We start from the raw sequence: 16,734 nt of genomic DNA on the forward strand, positions 1-16,734 counted from the left end.
ATGGCCAATTATACCATTCGCGCTTTGCGCTCATGGTATAATAGTCGCAAAGCGACTATTATACAGATCTCACTGGCCCGCCCACGGCGATGGCCAATTATACCATTCGCGCTTTGCGCTCATGGTATAATAGTCGCAAAGCGACTATTATACAGATCTCACTGGCCCGCCCACGGCGATGGCCGATTATACCATTCGCGCTTTGCGCTCATGGTATAATGGCGGTAGAAAAGCAATGATACGGACTTTTATGGCCGCTATTTTCATCCGGGAGGTGCATGGACGGTGAAAGCGAAACGCAGGCGCAGCGAGCCGCATATTCTTGCGGCCGTTTTCCTCTCCCTCTGCCTGGGCGCCGCCTTCCTCTTCGCCTCGCGGGAGATCACGGCCCTTGCGACCGATTCCTGCTTTCGTATGCTGCGCCAGGCAACCTTGCAGTTCGGGCAGGAGCTCAAGAGCAACGTCTCCGGCAGCCGCCAGCTGCTGAAGCTGACCGCGCGGCAGTTCGCCGAGCTTGACGGGCTCGATTCCGAGCCGGCCCTGCGCCTGCTCTCCTCCTTCGAAGGGGGCTCCCTTATCTCCCGTCTGGAAATCCTGCTGCCGGGCGACCAAATCCTAAGCATGGACGGCAGCCTTACCGACGCCTCGGACGCCCTCTCCTACGAGCGGGAGAAGGTGCTGGGCGAACATATCTCCGGCCGACAAAACGAGCTTGACGGCAGCGGGATGATCCTGCGCAGCTATGCCCCGATCGTCAAAGACGGGGAAACGCAGGCGCTGCTCTGCGCCGTGATCGACCTCGAAACGCTGCCTCATTTTTACAGTGACAACCTGTCGCAGGAGGGCTCGAGGCTGTGCGTCATCGAGGGGAAAAGCGGCAATTTCCTGGTGGACACGGTACACGACTACCTGGGGAATATCCATGGCCTCCGCTCGCGCAAGATCAAGGAGGGCTACAGCCTGGAGCAGGTGATCCGCGACATGGACGAGGGGAAATCCGGCCAGACGGCCTTCTTTTCGAATACCGCGGGGGAATACCTCTACTGCGCCTATGAGCCGGCCGGGATCAACGACTGGATGCTCATGTTCTCCCTGCCCGAGAGCGTCGCCCTGGCCGACGCCCAGAAAATCCGCCGCATGCTCATGCTGCTGGCCGGGCTCGAGGCGCTCTTTTTGGTGTTCTATTTTGTCTGGCTGCTCCTGCGCACCCGGCGCGAAACCCGCGAAAAGGATGCCCAGCTGGACCGGGTGCAGTATATGTTGCAGATCGAAAACGTCCTCTTCAACGCCGCGCGCGACCCCGGCTTGTTCGAGGAAGCGCTGCACAAGGTCGCCGGCATGCTGCAGGCGCAGGGCGCCTTTTTCCTCCTCTACGGCAGCCACGAGGGCAGGCATGCCTACGTCTGGACGGGCGGGGACGACGCCCCCAACGGGTTCTGGGAAAACCTTTCGGCCAAGCATTTCCCCCGCCTGAGTGCGATGCTCACCCGACAGGGCAGCCTCGTGTGCTACGACTTCTCGTCCCTGGCTGAGGAAAGCCCCCGGGAATATGAGCTGCTTCAGGGTGCCGGGGTGGAGAGCCTTATGCTCGTCAGCGTCAGGAACCCTGACAGCGTGCACGCGGGCGTGCTGGGCGCTTATAACCTCGGCCGCCGCTTTTCCTCGGCCGAGCTGCTGCAGAGCGTCGTGCTCAGCTTTTCGATGGCGCTGTACAATATGGAATCCTTCCTCACCATCAAGGAGATGGGCATGATGGACCACCTGACCGGACTGCTCAACCGCAACAGCTTCCAAAAGGCGATGGAGGAGTACGAAAAAGGCGGGGACCTCTCCCTTTGCTGCGTCTATCTCGACGCGGACGGGCTGCACGAGATCAACAACCAGTTCGGCCACATCGCGGGCGACAGGATGCTGCAATCGGTCGCCGAGGCGCTCAAGGAATGCTTCGGTGAGGAGAACACCTACCGGATCGGTGGGGACGAATTCGCCGCCTTCTGCCTCGGCGAGGGCGAGGAGCAGGTCGGCCGGCGCATACAGGCGCTCGAGCAGGCCATCGCGGACTGCGGCTACCACGTCTCATTGGGGGTCGAACGGCGCGAGCGGGCGCCGCTGGTCTTCGAGATGGTGAAGCGCGCCGAGGAAAAGATGTACGAGGCCAAGCGGCTATATTACCAGAACCGGGACGGCGAACAGCAGGCGCGGGAGATGAACCGCCAGCTCGAGGCTCTGCTGCAGGAGAAGCGGGATTTGGATGTGTTCCGCTCGGCGCTCGCCTCCAAGTACATCGGGGTGTACATCGTCGACCTGCGCATGGACTCCCTGCGCACGATCTATATCCCCGCCTACTTCCAGCGGGCCGTGCAGGCCGCAGGCGGGAAGTTCAGCGCCGCGCTCCAGAGCTACGCCGAAAAGAGCGTCGATGCCATGGACCGCAAGGCCTTGCTGGCGCTGCTGGACTACCAGGCGCTGGAGAAGCGCCTGGGACGCGGCGAGGAGCCCCAGCTGCTCTACCGAAAAAAAGACGGCGAGTGCATCTTCCTGCATATCTTCCCTTCCCCCGACTACTCCCCCCAATGCAGGGAATCTATCTGGACCTTTGAGAAGACGAAGTGGAACGAACAATAGCCCTCACAGAATGGAGGTTCATATGAAAAAAACCTATACGCTCGAATGCTGCGTGGATTCGGTGGAGTCCGCGCTGGCGGCATACCAGGGCGGCGCCACCCGCCTGGAGCTGTGCAGCAGCCTGATCACCGGCGGGCTCTCCCCCAGCCTCGCCCTGTTCCATGAGATCCGCAGGCAGTGCGGGATACGCATCCATGTGCTGCTGCGCCCCCGCTTCGGGGATTTCCTCTACACCGGGGAGGAGCTTCGGGTGCTGCGCGAGGAGGCGCGCCTCTTTCGCGAGGCCGGGGCCGAGGGGCTCGTGATCGGCTGCCTGACCCCCGGCGGAGAGCTGGACCTTCCCCAAATGCGGGCGCTGATGGAAGAGGCCGGCGGGATGTCCGTCACCCTGCACCGGGCCTTCGACATGTGCCGCGATCCCTTTTTGGCGCTGGAGCAGGCCCGGTCCCTCGGGATCGGCGCCATCCTGACCTCGGGCCAGCAAAACAGCTGCACCGCGGGCAAAGAGCTGCTCTGCCGCCTGGCCGAAGCCGCGGGCGAAAACGGGCCGGACATCCTGGTCGGGGGCGGGGTGAACGCCGGGGTGATCTCCGATTTTCTGCGGGACACGCCCCTGCGCAGCTTTCATATGTCCGGCAAACGGGTGCTAAAGAGCGGCATGACCTACCGCAACCCCAATGTGAGCATGGGGGTCGCCTCCCTGGACGAATACCAGCTCTGGCGCACCGACCCAGCGGCGGTGGCCGCCGCCGTCCAGGTCCTCGAAGAAAACCTGTCCGTGCAATGAAGACAAGTATGCCATATTTGTTTTGGCAAATATGTACAAGATATTAACAAAATCACTGTTGCATGTTCCAATTGATTTTGGTTTTTTCCGCTGTTATACTAGTTATAGATTCAGCGACTGGTGTGTTTTTCCAGTAAAACGCACAAAAAACGAAGCATTCATTCGCTTCGTTTCGGCTTCAATCTATAAATTGGGGTTGCTGGATCGGCATGAAAATACCGTTGTTAAACGTATAATTTAATACGAATGGGTTGTTACTGGTAATGCAGGCAAGACCAAATTTCGTCAGCCGCGGGGTGCGGTAGGCGGGGTTTGGTCTTTTTTATTGCCAAGCACAGCGGGGCATTAAAAAAGCCGGAACCAAGTTTTTATTTCCAGAGGCAGCCGGGAAGGATGATGGGAGAAATGTTCGGGAAACTAAAGGATATGTTCGGTTTTGGCGAGAGCGGGCTTGTCATCCAGGCCCCTCTGGAAGGGGAAGCGGTCCCGATCAGTGAGGTCGGCGATCCCACCTTTTCGCAGGAGATTCTCGGCAAGGGCGTCGCCATCCGGCCGGGAAAGGGCCGGATCGTCGCCCCCGCCGACGGGACGATCGAAACCATGTTCGACACCGGCCACGCCGTGAGCCTGACCAGCGACGACGGGGTCGAAATTCTCATTCATGTGGGACTTGACACCGTGGGGCTCAAGGGGCAGTTCTACACCGCCCATGTCAAAAACGGACAGAGGGTGCAAAAAGGCGAGCTGCTCATCGAGTTCGACATCGCGGGGATCACCGGCGCCGGATACGACGTCATCACTCCGGTGGTCATCTGCAATTCGGACGCCTACGCCGGGTTCGAGCCGCTCCCCGGCGCCCACGTCGGGGAGCTGGACGATCTGATCCGGCTGAAGAAATAATCCCTAAAAGGAGGAGACGGCGCATGAAGAGCTTTACCTACACCATCCGCGACGAGCTCGGAATCCACGCGAGGCCGGCGGGGCTGCTGTGCAAGGAGGCCAAGAAATATTCCTGCACGGTCCGCGTCGCGGCCGGCGGCAAGGAGGCGGACGCCACCCGGATCATGGCCCTGATGGGACTCTGCGTAAAACAGGGCGACACCGTGAGCGTGACCTGCGAGGGCGGGGACGAGGAAACGGCCGCCAAGGATTTGGAGGCCTTCTTCCAGGGCAACCTGTAGAGGTTGGAATCCCGTAAGGCAAACGGGTTCTGATAAAGCGCTCCCCCGGGCCCTTTGAGGGTGGACGGGCGCGGGGCGGGCCAAAAACAAAGAGCGCGGCCAACGAAGCCGCGCAAACAATGAGGAGGGTATGCACTTATGATGAAGTACCTGCAAAAATTAGGCAAGTCCCTGATGCTGCCGGTGGCAGTGCTGCCGATCGCCGGTATCCTTTCCGGTCTCGGCTACCTGCTCTGCCCGGCGTCCATGCAGGGCGGAGAGATCACCGGGGCGATCCCGCTGATCGGTTATTTCATGGTCCAGGCGGCGCTCGCCATCATTGACGGCCCGGTCATCGCGCTGCTGTTCGCCGTCGGCGTCGGGATCGGTATGTCGGACGACCACGACGGTACCGCGGCGCTGGCCGGCCTGGTTTCCTGGCTGATGATCACCAAGCTGCTGAGCACCGGAGTGGTCACCACCCTGATCCCGAGTGTCGCCGAGGACGCCTCCAAGACGATCGCGTTCAACAGCATTCAGAACGCCTTCATCGGCATCCTGGCCGGTATCATCGGTTCGACCTGCTACAACAAGTTTAAAAATACCAAGCTGCCGGACTTCCTGGCGTTCTTCAGCGGCAAGCGCTGCGTCGCCATCGTCACGGCGGTCGTCTCGATCGTCGCCGCCGCGATCCTGCTGTTCGTATGGCCCATCATCTTCGGCGGCCTGGTCGCCCTGGGCAACGGCATCCTCAGCATGGGCGCCATCGGCGCTGGTATCTACGCGTTCCTCAACCGTTTGCTGATCCCGGTCGGCCTGCACCACGCGCTCAACAACGTGTTCTGGTTCCCGACCATCGGTATCGGTGATCTGACCCACTTCTGGGCGGGCGAAACCTCGGCTCAGGTGGGCTGGGACCTCGGTATGTACATGTCCGGCTTCTTCCCGTGCATGATGTTCGGTATCCCGGGCGCCGCGCTCGCGATGATCCATACCGCCAAGACCAACAAGCGCAAGGTCGCCGTCGGTATCGTCGCTTCCGCCGCCCTGTGCGCCTTCATCTGCGGCGTTACCGAGCCGTTTGAGTTCGCGTTCATGTTCTTGGCGCCCCTGCTCTACGTCGCTTACGCGCTGCTGTACGGCATCTTCACCTTTATCACCGTTCTGGTCGGCTTCCGCGCGGGCTTCTCGTTCTCCGCCGGCGCCACCGACCTGCTCTTCTCCGCCAGCCTGCCGGCAGCGGCCAACACCTGGATGATCATCCCGCTCGGCATTGCGGCGTTCGCGGTGTTCTACCTGGTCTTCCGCTTCGCCATCACCAAGTTCGACCTCAAGACCCCCGGCCGTGAGGACGACGACGAGGACGAAACCAAGGTGGTCCTTTCCAACAATGACTTCACCGAGGTCGCCCGGGTTATCCTCGAGGGCCTCGGCGGGGCCGGAAACGTCACCAGCGTGGACAACTGCATCACCCGCCTGCGCCTGGAGATCAAGGATTACACCCAGGTCAACGAAAAGCTGATCAAGTCCGCTGGCGTCGCCGGCGTCATGCGCCCGAGCAAGACCAGCGTACAGGTCATCGTCGGCACCCAGGTCCAGCATGTGGCCGACGAATTCAAGAAGCTGATGAAATAACAGCTCCTGTCCGCCCTATCACGCGAATAAGCGCCCATCTCCCAGGAGATGGGCGCTTTTCTTATGGTTCGTTCGGCTTGCGGGTCACCCGCGCGATATGCACGGTGAGATAGAGCAGCTCCTCCCCGCTCAGGCGGTAGCCGTACTTATCGAGCACGAAGGCCGCCACCTTCTGCGCGCAGAGGTAGGCCGCGCGGTGCTTGAAGCGCACCACCTCGAGCAGGTCCTCGTCGTCGTCCTCGTAGTGCTGGTTGTTGCGCAGGCGCTGGGCGAAGAACTTCAAATGGGTGATGAACCGGTAATAGTCCAGCGACTCCAGGTCGAACTCGATCCCAAAATAGCTTTTGACGATCCCACAGACCTCCTGCATGAGGTAGGTGATATCGTAGACGTTGGCCATCTGCTCGCCGAGCTGGGCGTTGACGAAGTGCAGCGCGATAAAGGCGGCCTCGTCCTCGGGGAACTCGACCCCGGTCTCCTCCTTGACCACCTCGTTGGCCTTGAGGCCGATTTCGTACTCGTCCCGGTAGAAGCGCCGGATGTCCCAGAGCAGCGGGTTTTTGAGCACGATCCCCTCCTCCTGGCGCTGGATGGCCATCGAGATATGGTCGGGCAGGGTGACGTAGATGCTGTCGTTGAGCTTCTTCCCCAGCTTGATCTTGGCATAGTTGATGATCCGCTCGCTGAGCAGCACATGGGACATCGGGATATTGGAAAGCAGCTGCTGGAAGCGGTCGAGCACGCCCTGGTCCGAGATGGTGAACACCTTCTCGATCAGCCCTTCGTCGATCACATCCCCCGGCTTCCCCTTGAAGGCGAGGCCGCGGCCCATGACCACGCTCTCCCTTCCCCGTTCGTCCCGGGTGACCGCCACGTTGTTATTCAAAACCTTTTCGATCTTCATCGAATCCCTCCGCTGTCCTCAAGGTGGGCACGGTCAACAGGCAAATTTTCCCTGCCTCTAGTATAAGCGGTTTTGGCCAATCTGTCCAGCGGGCAAATGCGCAAATTTGCCGCAACCGCAATCGTTAGTTAAAACTAACAGATTGTTTCGCCCGTTCCTGTCCCATACTGACAGTGAGAATACGTCAAAGGAGGTTTTCCCCATGCTGGACAACAGGGTGTCCGGGCTGCTCAACGCCCAGGTCAACCAGGAATTTTATTCCGCCTATCTCTACCTCGATTTCGCCAGCTACTTCACCGACAAGGGTCTGGACGGTTTCGCCAACTGGTACCAGGTCCAGGCCCAGGAGGAACGCGACCATGCCATGCTCTTCTACCAGTACCTGCACAACAACAACTTTCGCGTGGTACTCGAGGCCATCGCGAAGCCGGACCAGACGCCGCAGGCCCCGATGGACCCGCTCAAAGCGGGGCTGGCGCACGAGGAGTACGTCACCAGACTGATCCACGCCATCTACGCCGCCGCGCAGGAGGCCAAGGATTTCCGCACCATGCAGTTTCTCGACTGGTTCATCAAGGAGCAGGGCGAGGAGGAGAAGAGCGCCCACGATCTGATCACCAAGATGGAGCTCTTCGGCGGCGAGGCAAAGGGGCTCTATCTGCTCGACAGCGAGCTGGCCGCGCGTGTCTACGCTCCGCCCACCCTGGTGCTCTGAGCGAGAGCCGCATGGCAGGGTCAGGTCCCGCTTCTCAGCTTGGTAATCACCATGGTGAGGGCGCCCTCGGTGGCCCTCACGGGGCTGTTGAAGGTCAGGTTGAAAATGGTCTGCGCCGGAACCTCGATGATCAGCGACACCGCGCCGTTGGCGCTGGAACGCCCGGTGCCGGTGCCGGTCATAAAATAGATGCCGTATTCGATGTGGGAAGCGCCGTTATAATACGGCGTCACCTGGATAAACCCCGGAGCGTCCAGCAGGGTCGACACCTCATAGGAAATAGCGTACACCCCCGGCGCGAGCGACACGCGGCTGGGGTCGGCCATCGTGATGTTCCCGGCCGGGTCCGCCACCGCCATCCGCATTGGGATCAGCGTGGCATCGGCGAACGACGCGCCAAAATTGATGAAGGATGCGTAGGAGTCGCCCGGGACGGTCCCGGTGGCCCCGGTCGGTCCGGTGGGACCGGTAACTCCGGTCGCTCCCGCCGCTCCAGCCAGCCCGGTAGGCCCAGTTGCGCCATCCGCCCCCGTGGGCCCGGTCGCGCCGATAAATCCCCGCGCTCCGGTCACGCCAGCGGGACCGGCCGGACCTGTCGGACCGGTGGCGCCCTGTATCCCGGTCGCTCCGGTGGGGCCGGTGGCCCCGGTCGCCCCAGTGGGGCCCGTCGCGCCGGTCGTTCCCATCATTCCGGTGGCGCCCGCCGCTCCGGCCGGGCCAGTGGCGCCCCTCGGCCCGGGAGCGCCGTTTGCGCCGGGGGAACCAGGTGGGCCCGGAGGGCCCATCGGCCCGGTGGCTCCAGTCTCGTTTGCCGGGCTGCCATTGTCGGACGGCGGGCAGCAGCAGTACCGCCAGCACCCGTTATAAAAGGGAAATTCCCGATTCATAAATAGTCTCCTTTTCGTGGATTGGATTGCCCCACTCTATCCTATTCCACCATCCCCCAATGGGGGACTGTCTGTCAGGTCAACTTGATAAGACAGGTTGTATCTGTTATCCTGTTTGTAAGGTTAACACGACAAATCGGAGGGACTTCCATGAAAAACCGTATCCGTCAGCTGCGGGAGGAGCGGGGGCTCACCCAGAAGCAGTTGGGCGAGCTGGCAGGCGCTTCCCGCCAGGCCATCAACGCCATCGAAACCGAAAAATTCGAGCCCTCGATCTGGCTGGCGCACGACCTTGCACAGGTGTTCGGCCTCCGGATCGAGGAGGTTTTCCTCTTCGAAGAGAGCGTGCGGCGCTCCCGGGTGGACAAAAGCAAGGGGGTAAGCCAGTGGCGCTGCGAGAATTGAGGCTGTTTGACGACCGGGCGCTGCACCTCCCCTGCCGTCCGGTGGAGGCCGTGGACGACAGGGTGCGCGCTCTGCTGCGCGACATGGCCGAGACGATGTACCACACCCAAAACGGCGCGGGACTGGCCGCCTGCCAGATTGGGGTCCTGCGGCGGCTGGTGGTGATCGATCTGGGAGAGGGCCTCTTGCAGCTGGTCAATCCCCGCCTGGTCGGCGCGAGCGGGGAACAGCTCTGCCTGGAAGGGTGCCTCAGCTTCCCCGGGCGCTGGGCGAGCACCGTGCGCCCGTTTTGGGTGAGCGTGCAGGCGCTGGACGAATGGGGGAACGAGCTGCTGCTTGAGGGGGAAGGAGAGCTTGCCAAGTGCTTCTGCCATGAGCTGGACCATCTCGACGGGATATCCCTCCCCGACCGCGCGCTGGAATGGATCGAGCTGTAAAAAAATATCTCTCCGAGCTATTTTTTACGATTCTTACGACCGGCCTACGGCCATGGCCGTTTTATTTTGTGGCCGACCTGCAAAAAAGCACCCAGGCGGCAATGGGCGGTGTTCGTAAGACAGTTAACAGCCACAGCAGTGCAAACTGCTGTGGCTGTTCTTGTAGTTTGTCCGGCCATATGATAATATGGAGCCGAAATATCTTCAAATAGTAAATTGTCAAACTGAAAATTTTTTTATGAAATATTCGTAATCACAGCAATTTCTTTTCTAGGCAGACGGCGTCCGTTTCATTTTTATAAGGAGGATAATTTTCACAGGGCAAATAGCCTACTCTTTTATAGAAATCAATCGCATGAGGATTACCTTCCCGGCACTCTAGGATAAGCCGTCTGTAGCCACAATCCAGCGCCAGTGTTTCAACTGCGGCCATTAACTCCGCTCCATATCCCCGATGATTCTTCTTTGCAAAAACTCGTTTGACTTCTCCAGTGGTATCATCAAATTTACGAATCCCCGCACAGCAAACGGGCATATCTTCATCATAGCCTATCACAAAAAAAGACTTGTCATGATTGAAATCGTCCAGACAAACATGTTTTGTTCCATTATGGCCAAGAATACCCATCAAGGCCACATTCAATTCATACAAAAGCATCTGTGCGTCTGCCGATTGAACATCCGTTTTTTCAAAACGCATTCTCTGGTACTCCTTTTCGCCGCATTCTACCGTCAAATTCAGATTTCTCTATCTGATTTTCTTTCTCAATTATACACGAAAGCATAGGTTTTTTTCAATTCCCCAAACTGCATTTGTTTAGGTCTAAGCGGCACTTCTACACACCGCAGAAGAGCCGCTTGCTGCCTATAAATAGATTATCTCCATGTCTACAATTTCCCGTACACACGCCCGAATGTTATTCATTTTTTGCATCCACAAAAGTTGATTTTCAGCTTTTAACCGTTCTGTCACGCCCTGCTTGTCAGCATATTCCTTTATCAGCTGAGAAAACATATTCTCTGCCTGCTCGTTTACACTCGCAAGGTATTCATTCAGTCTGCCACTTGTCAGTAGATTGAGATACCCAAGTCGCTTATGCTTCTCTGAGATAGTGCAAATGCCGCTGTCCCTATAAACCAATGGGCTTGTTTCCTTTTTCGAGTGGTAAAACAAGACACGGGATATAATAATCTCCCTGTAATTCATACCAAAGTCCGTTGTTTTCGTCATAAATATATTTCTCCATAGTGTTGTCCTCCAAAATAATCTATTCGCACATACATCACAGTTTCCCGATTACCACACTTTGTTATATTGTGTTATCAGATTTTTCTGCCCTTATGATTATGCAGAACAAGGGTAACATTGTGTGAAATCATATAAAGGGATAAGGTAGACTGATTGCGATAAATCCTTTATTTTCAAGGCATTTGGAGGATTTTATTAAAACTCTATGGGGCATGGTAAACCCCTGTGAAATCTTGTTTTTACAACTGGGATTTTGTCATTCGAACCAAGCAACTGCCCGGATTGGAGAGCCATCGCTATTCTCTATCTTTAAAGGGAAACAGCTGAACCAGAATAACCCGGGACCGCATTGCTCAAGGTGGCATAGGTTTTCAATATTCACAATTTCTGTCTTGGCAAACAACTTCTTATGCCGTGTCAGATTGGTATCCGCAATCGGATCAAGTCCGATCACATCGAAACCGATTCCCTTATACTTTCCCTTCAAAACATAGTCCATTACTTCATCATCCAAACAAGGATAGTCACCAAAATATGATTTTGATCCCCAACGTTGATCCCATCCAAGATTGAACAAAAGAAAGTCAGCCAGTTCGGCTTTTTCACCCACACGACAAATGCGATCCATCGTTATAGATTCCCCTTCGGACAAATCTCGACAGTCGATCACAACGGCTTTCCCAATAAACTGTTCCGGAGGAAAACGATCCAAAGTAGTTCTCTGCGGGAAAAGATGTGCTGGCGGATCCATATGTGTACCTGTATGTGAGAACATAGATATTCTTGTTTCTTTAAAACCATCTTTTTCATAAGTGTTTGCAGGCTCAAGTAGCGGGGCTTCTGTGCCCGGGTAAACGGGCATGTCTTCTTTGACAACATGTGTCAAATCAATAACTTTCATACTTAAATGCCTCCTTGTTAAATTACTATTTGTCGAGCAGATGCAAGGGCGCGCTTCTACACGGGGCAACCCCGTATGCGCACTCTACGAGGCAAACGTTCCAGACCTCTGAATATCCGGGGCGTTTTCGTCACTGTGTTCTGAACAAGTGATCGCACCCCTTGCGCCGCTTTGCGGCTATCTGCTAAAAGAAACGGCGTGACCACGAAAGTCACGCCGTTTTCTTATTTACTGTCTTACAAACACCCCGCTAAGCCGCAAGGGTGTTTTTATCCTCTCCTGTTGTGCCCGCCCTGGCGCACGATCGGCCCGCGCCGGGGCGCTTCCCCGAACGCCGCGCGCAGGCAGCGCACCGTCTCCTCGCTGACGATGTGCTCCATTTTGCAGGCATCCTTCCCGGCGGCCTCTTCCCCCACGCCGAAGGAGCGGAGCATCCGACAAAGCAGCAAATGCCGCTCGAAGACCTCCCCGGCCGCCGCCTCGCCCTTCGGTGTGAGGCGCAGCCGGCCGTCCTGGCTTTCCAGGTATCCTGCCTGACGCAGCAGCCCCACCGCGTGGCAGACGCTCGGGCGGGAAAAGCCCAGCCGGTTGGCAATCTCCACCGGACGCACCGGCCCATGCTCACGCTGCAGCAGCAGGATCGTCTCCAGGTAGTTCTCCGCCGATTCGCCCAGCTCCATCTTCCCCGCCCCCTCTCCCCCATTGTAGCATCTCTTTCCCCAAGGCGCAAGAGATTTTGTTAGTTTGGACTAATTTTCAATTCATTCATAGATTTTGACTTAAATTTTGCGACAAATACTGGTATACTGGGCATACTAACAGCAGGGAATTGAGACACAGGAGGAATTGTTATGAAAAACGAACAGAAATTCTTTATCTGCAAGCATTGCGGCAACCTGGTCGGCATGATCTACAACGCCGGTGTCCAGCTGATCTGCTGCGGCGAGCCGATGAGCGAGCTGCACGCCAACACCAGCGAGGGCGCCGCCGAAAAGCACCTGCCGGTGGTCAGCAATGACAAGGGCAAGATCCGCGTCGAGGTGGGCAGCACCCATCATCCGATGTCAGAGGAGCACCACATCGGCTTTGTCTATCTGCAGACCAAGCACGGCGGTCAGCGCAAGAGCCTGCCGGTCGACGGGGCTCCGGTGGTCGAGTTCGCGGTGGTGGACGACGAGCCGGTGGCGGTCTACGCCTACTGCAATCTGCATGGGCTGTGGAAGACCGACCTTTGATTTCGCTTCCCTGTCTTTCCGCGGGAGCCCGCAAACCTTATGGGTTTGCGGGCTCCCGTTTTATATGGCTTAGGCGTTCAGCGGTCGAAAGCGCGCAGGACGGGATAGCCGAGGGCGGCGTCCATCCGCCAGACCGAGCTGAAATCCCACCCCTTGGCGGTAAAATTGGATTGGTTCCCGAACTCGGCTTCGCTCATGAGCTGGGTGGCGGAAAAAAGACCTTCTTCGGAGCCGCTCCATCCGGTTCCAAGATTGAGTCCGGCTGTCGGTGTGAAGAAGCAGGAAGAATCGACACTTCCGACAAGGGTGGCGCCGCAGAACACCCCCATGGTCGAAGTCGAGAACCGGGAAACGGCAGTGGAAAGGGTATAACTTCTCGAGGTTCTGGGCGCCGTGGTCAAATGGGTCCAACTGGTGCCGAGCAGTCCGCCGCCAATTACATGGAAGCTGTCGTCCTCTCGGCCGCTTCCCGTGACGGAAGAATCAACCACATAGCAATCGGAGATGGCTCCAAGGCTCTGCCCAACCAGCCCGCCTACTCTGACGAGAGTCGAGGCATAAGGGGCGGAGATGGTACAGTTTTTGATATAGCACTGATCGAGTGACGTAGTATCGGAAGACTGCCCTATGAACGCTCCCATACAAAGCTGGGTTCCTGTAGATTTGTTTTCTATAAATTGGGAATCTACAATCCCCATTCGCTCAATTTTAGCAGGCCCCACCAACCCGAACAGCCCTTCAAGATCAAGGCCGTTTTGCACGCAGGACAAATTCGAGATCACATACCCGTCCCCGTCGTAGTTCCCGGTGAAGGCGGCCGTAGCATTTCCGATCGGCGTCCAGTTGCCGAAGGAGGAAAAGTCGAGGTCGGCCGTCTGGCGGAAATGCTGGCCCGCCGCGAGATGCCGGGTATGGTTCAGGTGCTGCAGCTGCTGGGGCGTCCCGACCCGGTAGGGGCTCCTTTCGCTCCCGTCCCCGGCGTAGAAGGCCCCCTCCGTCCCCGCCGGGCAGCCACAGACCGGCGCGGTGGTGAAAACTTTCGTGGCCGTTGATTCCCGGTCGAACGCCTCCCGCCCCGACCGGACATGCGCCGTCACGCTGAGCGTCCAGGTGCTCGGGCCGCCCACGTCGTAGCGCAGCGGCAGGTGCACCGTCCCGGCCGAGGGGACTGTCACCTCGGCGCTCACCTCGGGGCTTCCCGACGTACCGTTGCCCTCGTAGAGCGCGAAGGTGTAGCTGTCCGTGCGGGGCGAGGGGGTAAAGGGGATGTCCACCCCGTAATCACACTGGTAGCCCTCCCGCACCGTCACCGTGATCCCCGTCCCGGCAGCGTCCGCCGGGACGGCCGGCAGCAGGACTGCCGCCGCCAGGAGCAGCGCCGATATTCGTAGTTTCAATGCCGTTTTCCCTCCCTCATAATAGACCGCTAGATAAGGTTACCAGCGGTCATATGAGGGCCGGGAGGCAGGGGGAAGGAGGCATATTCCCTTGCAAAAATCGCCAGAAGAGGATATAATTAGGATGGTTTTAAAAAAAGGCGGGGGGTTTATTCGCCCGTCCTTCAAAACAGAATCAAAATTTGCCAACAGGAAACCTTATCTTGCGGTCATTTGTAAACGGCGGCCCGACATGATGTCGGGCCGCCGTTTTTGCCGCGGGGCGCAAGGGCGCTTTTCACCGTTCCCCATTTACAGGCATAGGATGTATCAGTCTCCTTGCGTGCCTGGCGCGTTGTTGCGTATGCGTCGCATATACACAGCAATACGCAGCAAGGGGCAAGGATTCAAAAAGGGACGGATGATTATGTACTGGGAAAGCTTGCCGGCTTTCTGCGGCCTGATCGCCTATACGGCGTTATCCTTTTCCTATATGGGGGCCCTGTTCGGCGCCCGGCTGCGCGAGGGAGATTGCCTGCTCGTCTCCTGCGCCGTCAACTGCCTGATCATGGGCGTTTACAGCGCGCTGGGCCTTCCCTTGGCGCTGACCTATCTCATTACCTATCTGGTGCTGCTCGTCGAGCACCTTCTGCTTTACCGCTGCGGATTCCTCGGAACCCTCTTCGCCACCGGAATGTTCCTCTTCCACCTGATCTGTATGCGGATGATCGTCATCTCCCTGTTTTCCCTGATCTGCGGGGCGACCCCCTGGGAAATCCTCGCGCAGAGGGAGCTTTATTACGCCTCGCTCTGCACCACCATGTTCGGCTGCGCCCTCTTCGTGCTGTTCTTTAGAAAGGTGATGGAGCTGCAGACCATGCTCCTGCTGCTGGGCACCCCCGACCAGCTGCGCTTCGTGGTGTTTTCGCTGGGATGCATGAACCTCTATCTGCTCATCCTCAGCCTCGGGTTCGACGCCCCTTCCCCAAACCGGCTGCTGCCGCTGTTCCACCTGAGCACCGCCTTCATCCTGTTCGCCGCCTTCTACACCATCTTCCGGCACAGCACCCGGATGTGCGTACTGCTGGAATACCGCTCCCGCTCCCGCCAGCTGCTGCGCCTGCGGACCCGGGAGAGCGAGGAGCTGCGCGCCTTTGCCTTCAACGACGAGCTGACCGGGTTGTATAACCGGCGGTTTGGCCAGGGACATCTGGAGGAGATGCTCTCACGGGGGCGGGAGCTGTCGGTCTGCTTTCTCGATCTGGACCACCTCAAGCTGGTCAACGACCGGTTTGGCCACAAGGAGGGGGACGAATATATCCTCGCCGCCGCGGGGGCGCTGCGCGAGGCCTTCGGCGGCGAGGCGCTCCTCTGCCGGATGGGCGGGGACGAATTCATGGCGCTGCTGCCTGAGGTGCGCGAGGAGGAGGCCCAGGCCCGCTGCGGGGACGCGGCGAGCCGTCTGCAAGCGTTTTCCGGGCTCTACCACCCCGGATACGACATGTCGCTGAGCTACGGCGTGGTGCACCTCCCTGCGGGCACAAAGATCGAGGCCGAGCAGGTGCTGCAATTGGCCGACGAGCGGATGTACCGGCACAAGGTGGGCCGCCGGGCGGCCCGCTGATCAAAAGCCAGCCCCCTTCGGCTTCGCCGAAGGGGGCTGGCTCTTATAGATATTCCAGTATCTCTTTCCGCGAGGAGAGCACCGTGGCGCCGCTTCGGCGCAGCCGCCCGGGGGACTGGTGCCCGCCGGGGATCAGCAGGCAGCGGCAGCCGATGGCCCGCGCCGTCTCATAATCGTGCTCGGTGTCGCCCACCAGGAGCACCCCGGCGGGGTCCAGCCCCCGGCGGCGGACAAAGTCTTGTCCCAGCTCCGCTTTGCTGCGCGCGTAGATGTCCGAAACGCCCAATATTTCGTCGAAGTAGCCGAGGAGGCCGAAAAGGCCCATCTGCCAGAGCAGGTGCCGCTGGTGCGAGGCGGAGAGCACCGCTTGGCGCACGCCGCGGCGCTGCAGCTCCTGCAGCGTGTCCAGCGCCCCCTCGCACAGCGGGCAGCGCTCGCTCGCCGCAAGGTAGCGCTCATGGTAGAGCACCGCCAGGCGCTCAAACGGCTCCTTACTGAAATCGAACCCGGCCTTGCGGTAGTATTCGCTCACCGGAAAGCAAAATATCTCCTGGTAGCGCTCGGCGCTCAGCTGCGGCAGACTGCGCTCGCGCAGCATATCGTTGATCGCAGCGACACAGACCGGCGCATCGTCGAGCAGCGTGCCGTTCCAGTCCCAGATCACCGTCGTCGTTTTTCCCATCGTTTCCTCCCGCTTCCCGTTTTTTCTATTTTAACACAGCTTCCCGCAAACGCAAGCCGGACAGGCTGTGGACATTTTGCTGTTCCTATTGTACAATGAATAGAAACCAATT

At 58.6% G+C, this 16,734-nt stretch carries 17 protein-coding genes and 1 pseudogene; 10 read left to right on the forward strand and 8 right to left on the reverse strand.

Annotation, left to right across the window (positions count from 1 at the left end; all coding sequences use genetic code 11):
- Positions 1 to 285 precede the first annotated feature (285 nt).
- From EDD78_RS06190 to EDD78_RS06210, 5 genes are all read left to right on the forward strand, one after another.
- Positions 286 to 2,625 carry a sensor domain-containing diguanylate cyclase gene (locus EDD78_RS06190; protein WP_132084343.1) on the forward strand — a complete coding sequence of 780 codons (2,340 nt, stop codon included), beginning with the start codon at positions 286 to 288 and terminating at the stop codon, positions 2,623 to 2,625.
- 22 nt (positions 2,626 to 2,647) lie between these two features.
- On the forward strand, positions 2,648 to 3,412 hold the full coding sequence (locus EDD78_RS06195) for a copper homeostasis protein CutC (protein WP_079698300.1): 765 nt from the start codon (positions 2,648 to 2,650) through the stop codon (positions 3,410 to 3,412).
- Positions 3,413 to 3,817: 405 nt separating this feature from the next.
- On the forward strand, positions 3,818 to 4,312 hold the full coding sequence (locus EDD78_RS06200) for a PTS sugar transporter subunit IIA (RefSeq protein WP_132084344.1): 495 nt from the start codon (positions 3,818 to 3,820) through the stop codon (positions 4,310 to 4,312).
- 23 nt (positions 4,313 to 4,335) lie between these two features.
- Positions 4,336 to 4,593: an HPr family phosphocarrier protein gene (locus tag EDD78_RS06205; protein ID WP_079698298.1), complete on the forward strand. Its 258-nt coding sequence runs from the start codon at positions 4,336 to 4,338 to the stop codon at positions 4,591 to 4,593.
- Positions 4,594 to 4,731: 138 nt separating this feature from the next.
- Complete coding sequence (locus tag EDD78_RS06210) at positions 4,732 to 6,207, forward strand: PTS transporter subunit EIIC (RefSeq protein ID WP_079698297.1); 1,476 nt, start codon at positions 4,732 to 4,734, stop codon at positions 6,205 to 6,207.
- 61 nt (positions 6,208 to 6,268) lie between these two features.
- Here EDD78_RS06210 and licT read toward each other — a convergent pair whose 3' ends face one another.
- On the reverse strand, positions 6,269 to 7,111 hold the full coding sequence (gene licT / locus EDD78_RS06215; RefSeq protein ID WP_079698296.1) for a BglG family transcription antiterminator LicT: 843 nt from the start codon (positions 7,109 to 7,111) through the stop codon (positions 6,269 to 6,271).
- Between the two features lie 202 nt (positions 7,112 to 7,313).
- Between licT and EDD78_RS06220 the strand changes: the two genes are divergently transcribed.
- Positions 7,314 to 7,826, forward strand: coding sequence for a ferritin (locus EDD78_RS06220; RefSeq protein ID WP_132084345.1), 513 nt, complete (start codon positions 7,314 to 7,316; stop codon positions 7,824 to 7,826).
- Positions 7,827 to 7,846: 20 nt separating this feature from the next.
- Here the strand turns inward: EDD78_RS06220 and EDD78_RS06225 are convergent, their stop codons facing one another.
- Positions 7,847 to 8,713 carry a collagen-like protein gene (locus EDD78_RS06225; protein ID WP_132084346.1) on the reverse strand — a complete coding sequence of 289 codons (867 nt, stop codon included), beginning with the start codon at positions 8,711 to 8,713 and terminating at the stop codon, positions 7,847 to 7,849.
- 150 nt (positions 8,714 to 8,863) lie between these two features.
- On the opposite strand from EDD78_RS06225, the gene EDD78_RS06230 reads away from it, so the two are divergent.
- Together EDD78_RS06230 and def are read left to right on the forward strand one after the other, a co-directional pair.
- Positions 8,864 to 9,118 carry a helix-turn-helix transcriptional regulator gene (locus EDD78_RS06230; RefSeq protein ID WP_132084347.1) on the forward strand — a complete coding sequence of 85 codons (255 nt, stop codon included), beginning with the start codon at positions 8,864 to 8,866 and terminating at the stop codon, positions 9,116 to 9,118.
- The gene (gene def / locus EDD78_RS06235; RefSeq protein ID WP_132084348.1) at positions 9,100 to 9,555 is read left to right on the forward strand and encodes a peptide deformylase; all 456 of its coding nucleotides are present in this window, start codon (positions 9,100 to 9,102) and stop codon (positions 9,553 to 9,555) included. Before EDD78_RS06230 ends, def begins: the two co-directional genes overlap by 19 nt.
- Before the next feature lie 253 nt (positions 9,556 to 9,808).
- On the opposite strand, the gene EDD78_RS06240 is transcribed toward def, so the two are convergent.
- The 4 genes and pseudogenes from EDD78_RS06240 to EDD78_RS06255 form a co-directional block, all read right to left on the reverse strand.
- Positions 9,809 to 10,255: a GNAT family N-acetyltransferase gene (locus EDD78_RS06240; protein WP_132084349.1), complete on the reverse strand. Its 447-nt coding sequence runs from the start codon at positions 10,253 to 10,255 to the stop codon at positions 9,809 to 9,811.
- Positions 10,256 to 10,420: 165 nt separating this feature from the next.
- Positions 10,421 to 10,802: pseudogene (locus tag EDD78_RS06245) on the reverse strand (TnpV protein).
- A gap of 258 nt (positions 10,803 to 11,060) precedes the next feature.
- Entirely contained in the window at positions 11,061 to 11,705 is a 645-nt protein-coding gene (locus EDD78_RS06250; protein WP_132084350.1) for a cyclase family protein, read from the reverse strand.
- A gap of 269 nt (positions 11,706 to 11,974) precedes the next feature.
- Positions 11,975 to 12,385, reverse strand: coding sequence for a metal-dependent transcriptional regulator (locus EDD78_RS06255; protein WP_132084351.1), 411 nt, complete (start codon positions 12,383 to 12,385; stop codon positions 11,975 to 11,977).
- Positions 12,386 to 12,556: 171 nt separating this feature from the next.
- Between EDD78_RS06255 and EDD78_RS06260 the strand changes: the two genes are divergently transcribed.
- Entirely contained in the window at positions 12,557 to 12,940 is a 384-nt protein-coding gene (locus tag EDD78_RS06260; protein ID WP_079698289.1) for a desulfoferrodoxin family protein, read from the forward strand.
- Positions 12,941 to 13,017: 77 nt separating this feature from the next.
- On the opposite strand, the gene EDD78_RS06265 is transcribed toward EDD78_RS06260, so the two are convergent.
- The gene (locus tag EDD78_RS06265; protein ID WP_132084352.1) at positions 13,018 to 14,337 is read right to left on the reverse strand and encodes a hypothetical protein; all 1,320 of its coding nucleotides are present in this window, start codon (positions 14,335 to 14,337) and stop codon (positions 13,018 to 13,020) included.
- 406 nt (positions 14,338 to 14,743) lie between these two features.
- On the opposite strand from EDD78_RS06265, the gene EDD78_RS06270 reads away from it, so the two are divergent.
- Complete coding sequence (locus EDD78_RS06270) at positions 14,744 to 15,940, forward strand: GGDEF domain-containing protein (RefSeq protein ID WP_165873128.1); 1,197 nt, start codon at positions 14,744 to 14,746, stop codon at positions 15,938 to 15,940.
- 43 nt (positions 15,941 to 15,983) lie between these two features.
- On the opposite strand, the gene EDD78_RS06275 is transcribed toward EDD78_RS06270, so the two are convergent.
- Positions 15,984 to 16,622: an HAD family hydrolase gene (locus tag EDD78_RS06275; RefSeq protein ID WP_132084354.1), complete on the reverse strand. Its 639-nt coding sequence runs from the start codon at positions 16,620 to 16,622 to the stop codon at positions 15,984 to 15,986.
- Between the last annotated feature and the right edge of the window lie 112 nt (positions 16,623 to 16,734).

The organism is Harryflintia acetispora (assembly GCA_004340125.1).
Classification (GTDB): domain Bacteria; phylum Bacillota; class Clostridia; order Oscillospirales; family Ruminococcaceae; genus Harryflintia; species Harryflintia acetispora.

What these genes read in the sequence shown, in the direction of transcription:
- EDD78_RS06275 (WP_132084354.1), bottom strand. Translation starts at nt 16,622, where the DNA reads ATGGGAAAAACGACGACGGTGATCTGGGACTGGAACGGCACGCTGCTC.
- EDD78_RS06240 (WP_132084349.1), bottom strand. Translation starts at nt 10,255, where the DNA reads ATGCGTTTTGAAAAAACGGATGTTCAATCGGCAGACGCACAGATGCTT.
- EDD78_RS06255 (WP_132084351.1), bottom strand. Translation starts at nt 12,385, where the DNA reads ATGGAGCTGGGCGAATCGGCGGAGAACTACCTGGAGACGATCCTGCTG.
- EDD78_RS06230 (WP_132084347.1), top strand. Translation starts at nt 8,864, where the DNA reads ATGAAAAACCGTATCCGTCAGCTGCGGGAGGAGCGGGGGCTCACCCAG.
- EDD78_RS06220 (WP_132084345.1), top strand. Translation starts at nt 7,314, where the DNA reads ATGCTGGACAACAGGGTGTCCGGGCTGCTCAACGCCCAGGTCAACCAG.
- EDD78_RS06270 (WP_165873128.1), top strand. Translation starts at nt 14,744, where the DNA reads ATGTACTGGGAAAGCTTGCCGGCTTTCTGCGGCCTGATCGCCTATACG.
- EDD78_RS06195 (WP_079698300.1), top strand. Translation starts at nt 2,648, where the DNA reads ATGAAAAAAACCTATACGCTCGAATGCTGCGTGGATTCGGTGGAGTCC.
- EDD78_RS06210 (WP_079698297.1), top strand. Translation starts at nt 4,732, where the DNA reads ATGATGAAGTACCTGCAAAAATTAGGCAAGTCCCTGATGCTGCCGGTG.
- EDD78_RS06225 (WP_132084346.1), bottom strand. Translation starts at nt 8,713, where the DNA reads ATGAATCGGGAATTTCCCTTTTATAACGGGTGCTGGCGGTACTGCTGC.
- licT (WP_079698296.1), bottom strand. Translation starts at nt 7,111, where the DNA reads ATGAAGATCGAAAAGGTTTTGAATAACAACGTGGCGGTCACCCGGGAC.
- EDD78_RS06260 (WP_079698289.1), top strand. Translation starts at nt 12,557, where the DNA reads ATGAAAAACGAACAGAAATTCTTTATCTGCAAGCATTGCGGCAACCTG.
- EDD78_RS06250 (WP_132084350.1), bottom strand. Translation starts at nt 11,705, where the DNA reads ATGAAAGTTATTGATTTGACACATGTTGTCAAAGAAGACATGCCCGTT.
- EDD78_RS06205 (WP_079698298.1), top strand. Translation starts at nt 4,336, where the DNA reads ATGAAGAGCTTTACCTACACCATCCGCGACGAGCTCGGAATCCACGCG.
- EDD78_RS06200 (WP_132084344.1), top strand. Translation starts at nt 3,818, where the DNA reads ATGTTCGGGAAACTAAAGGATATGTTCGGTTTTGGCGAGAGCGGGCTT.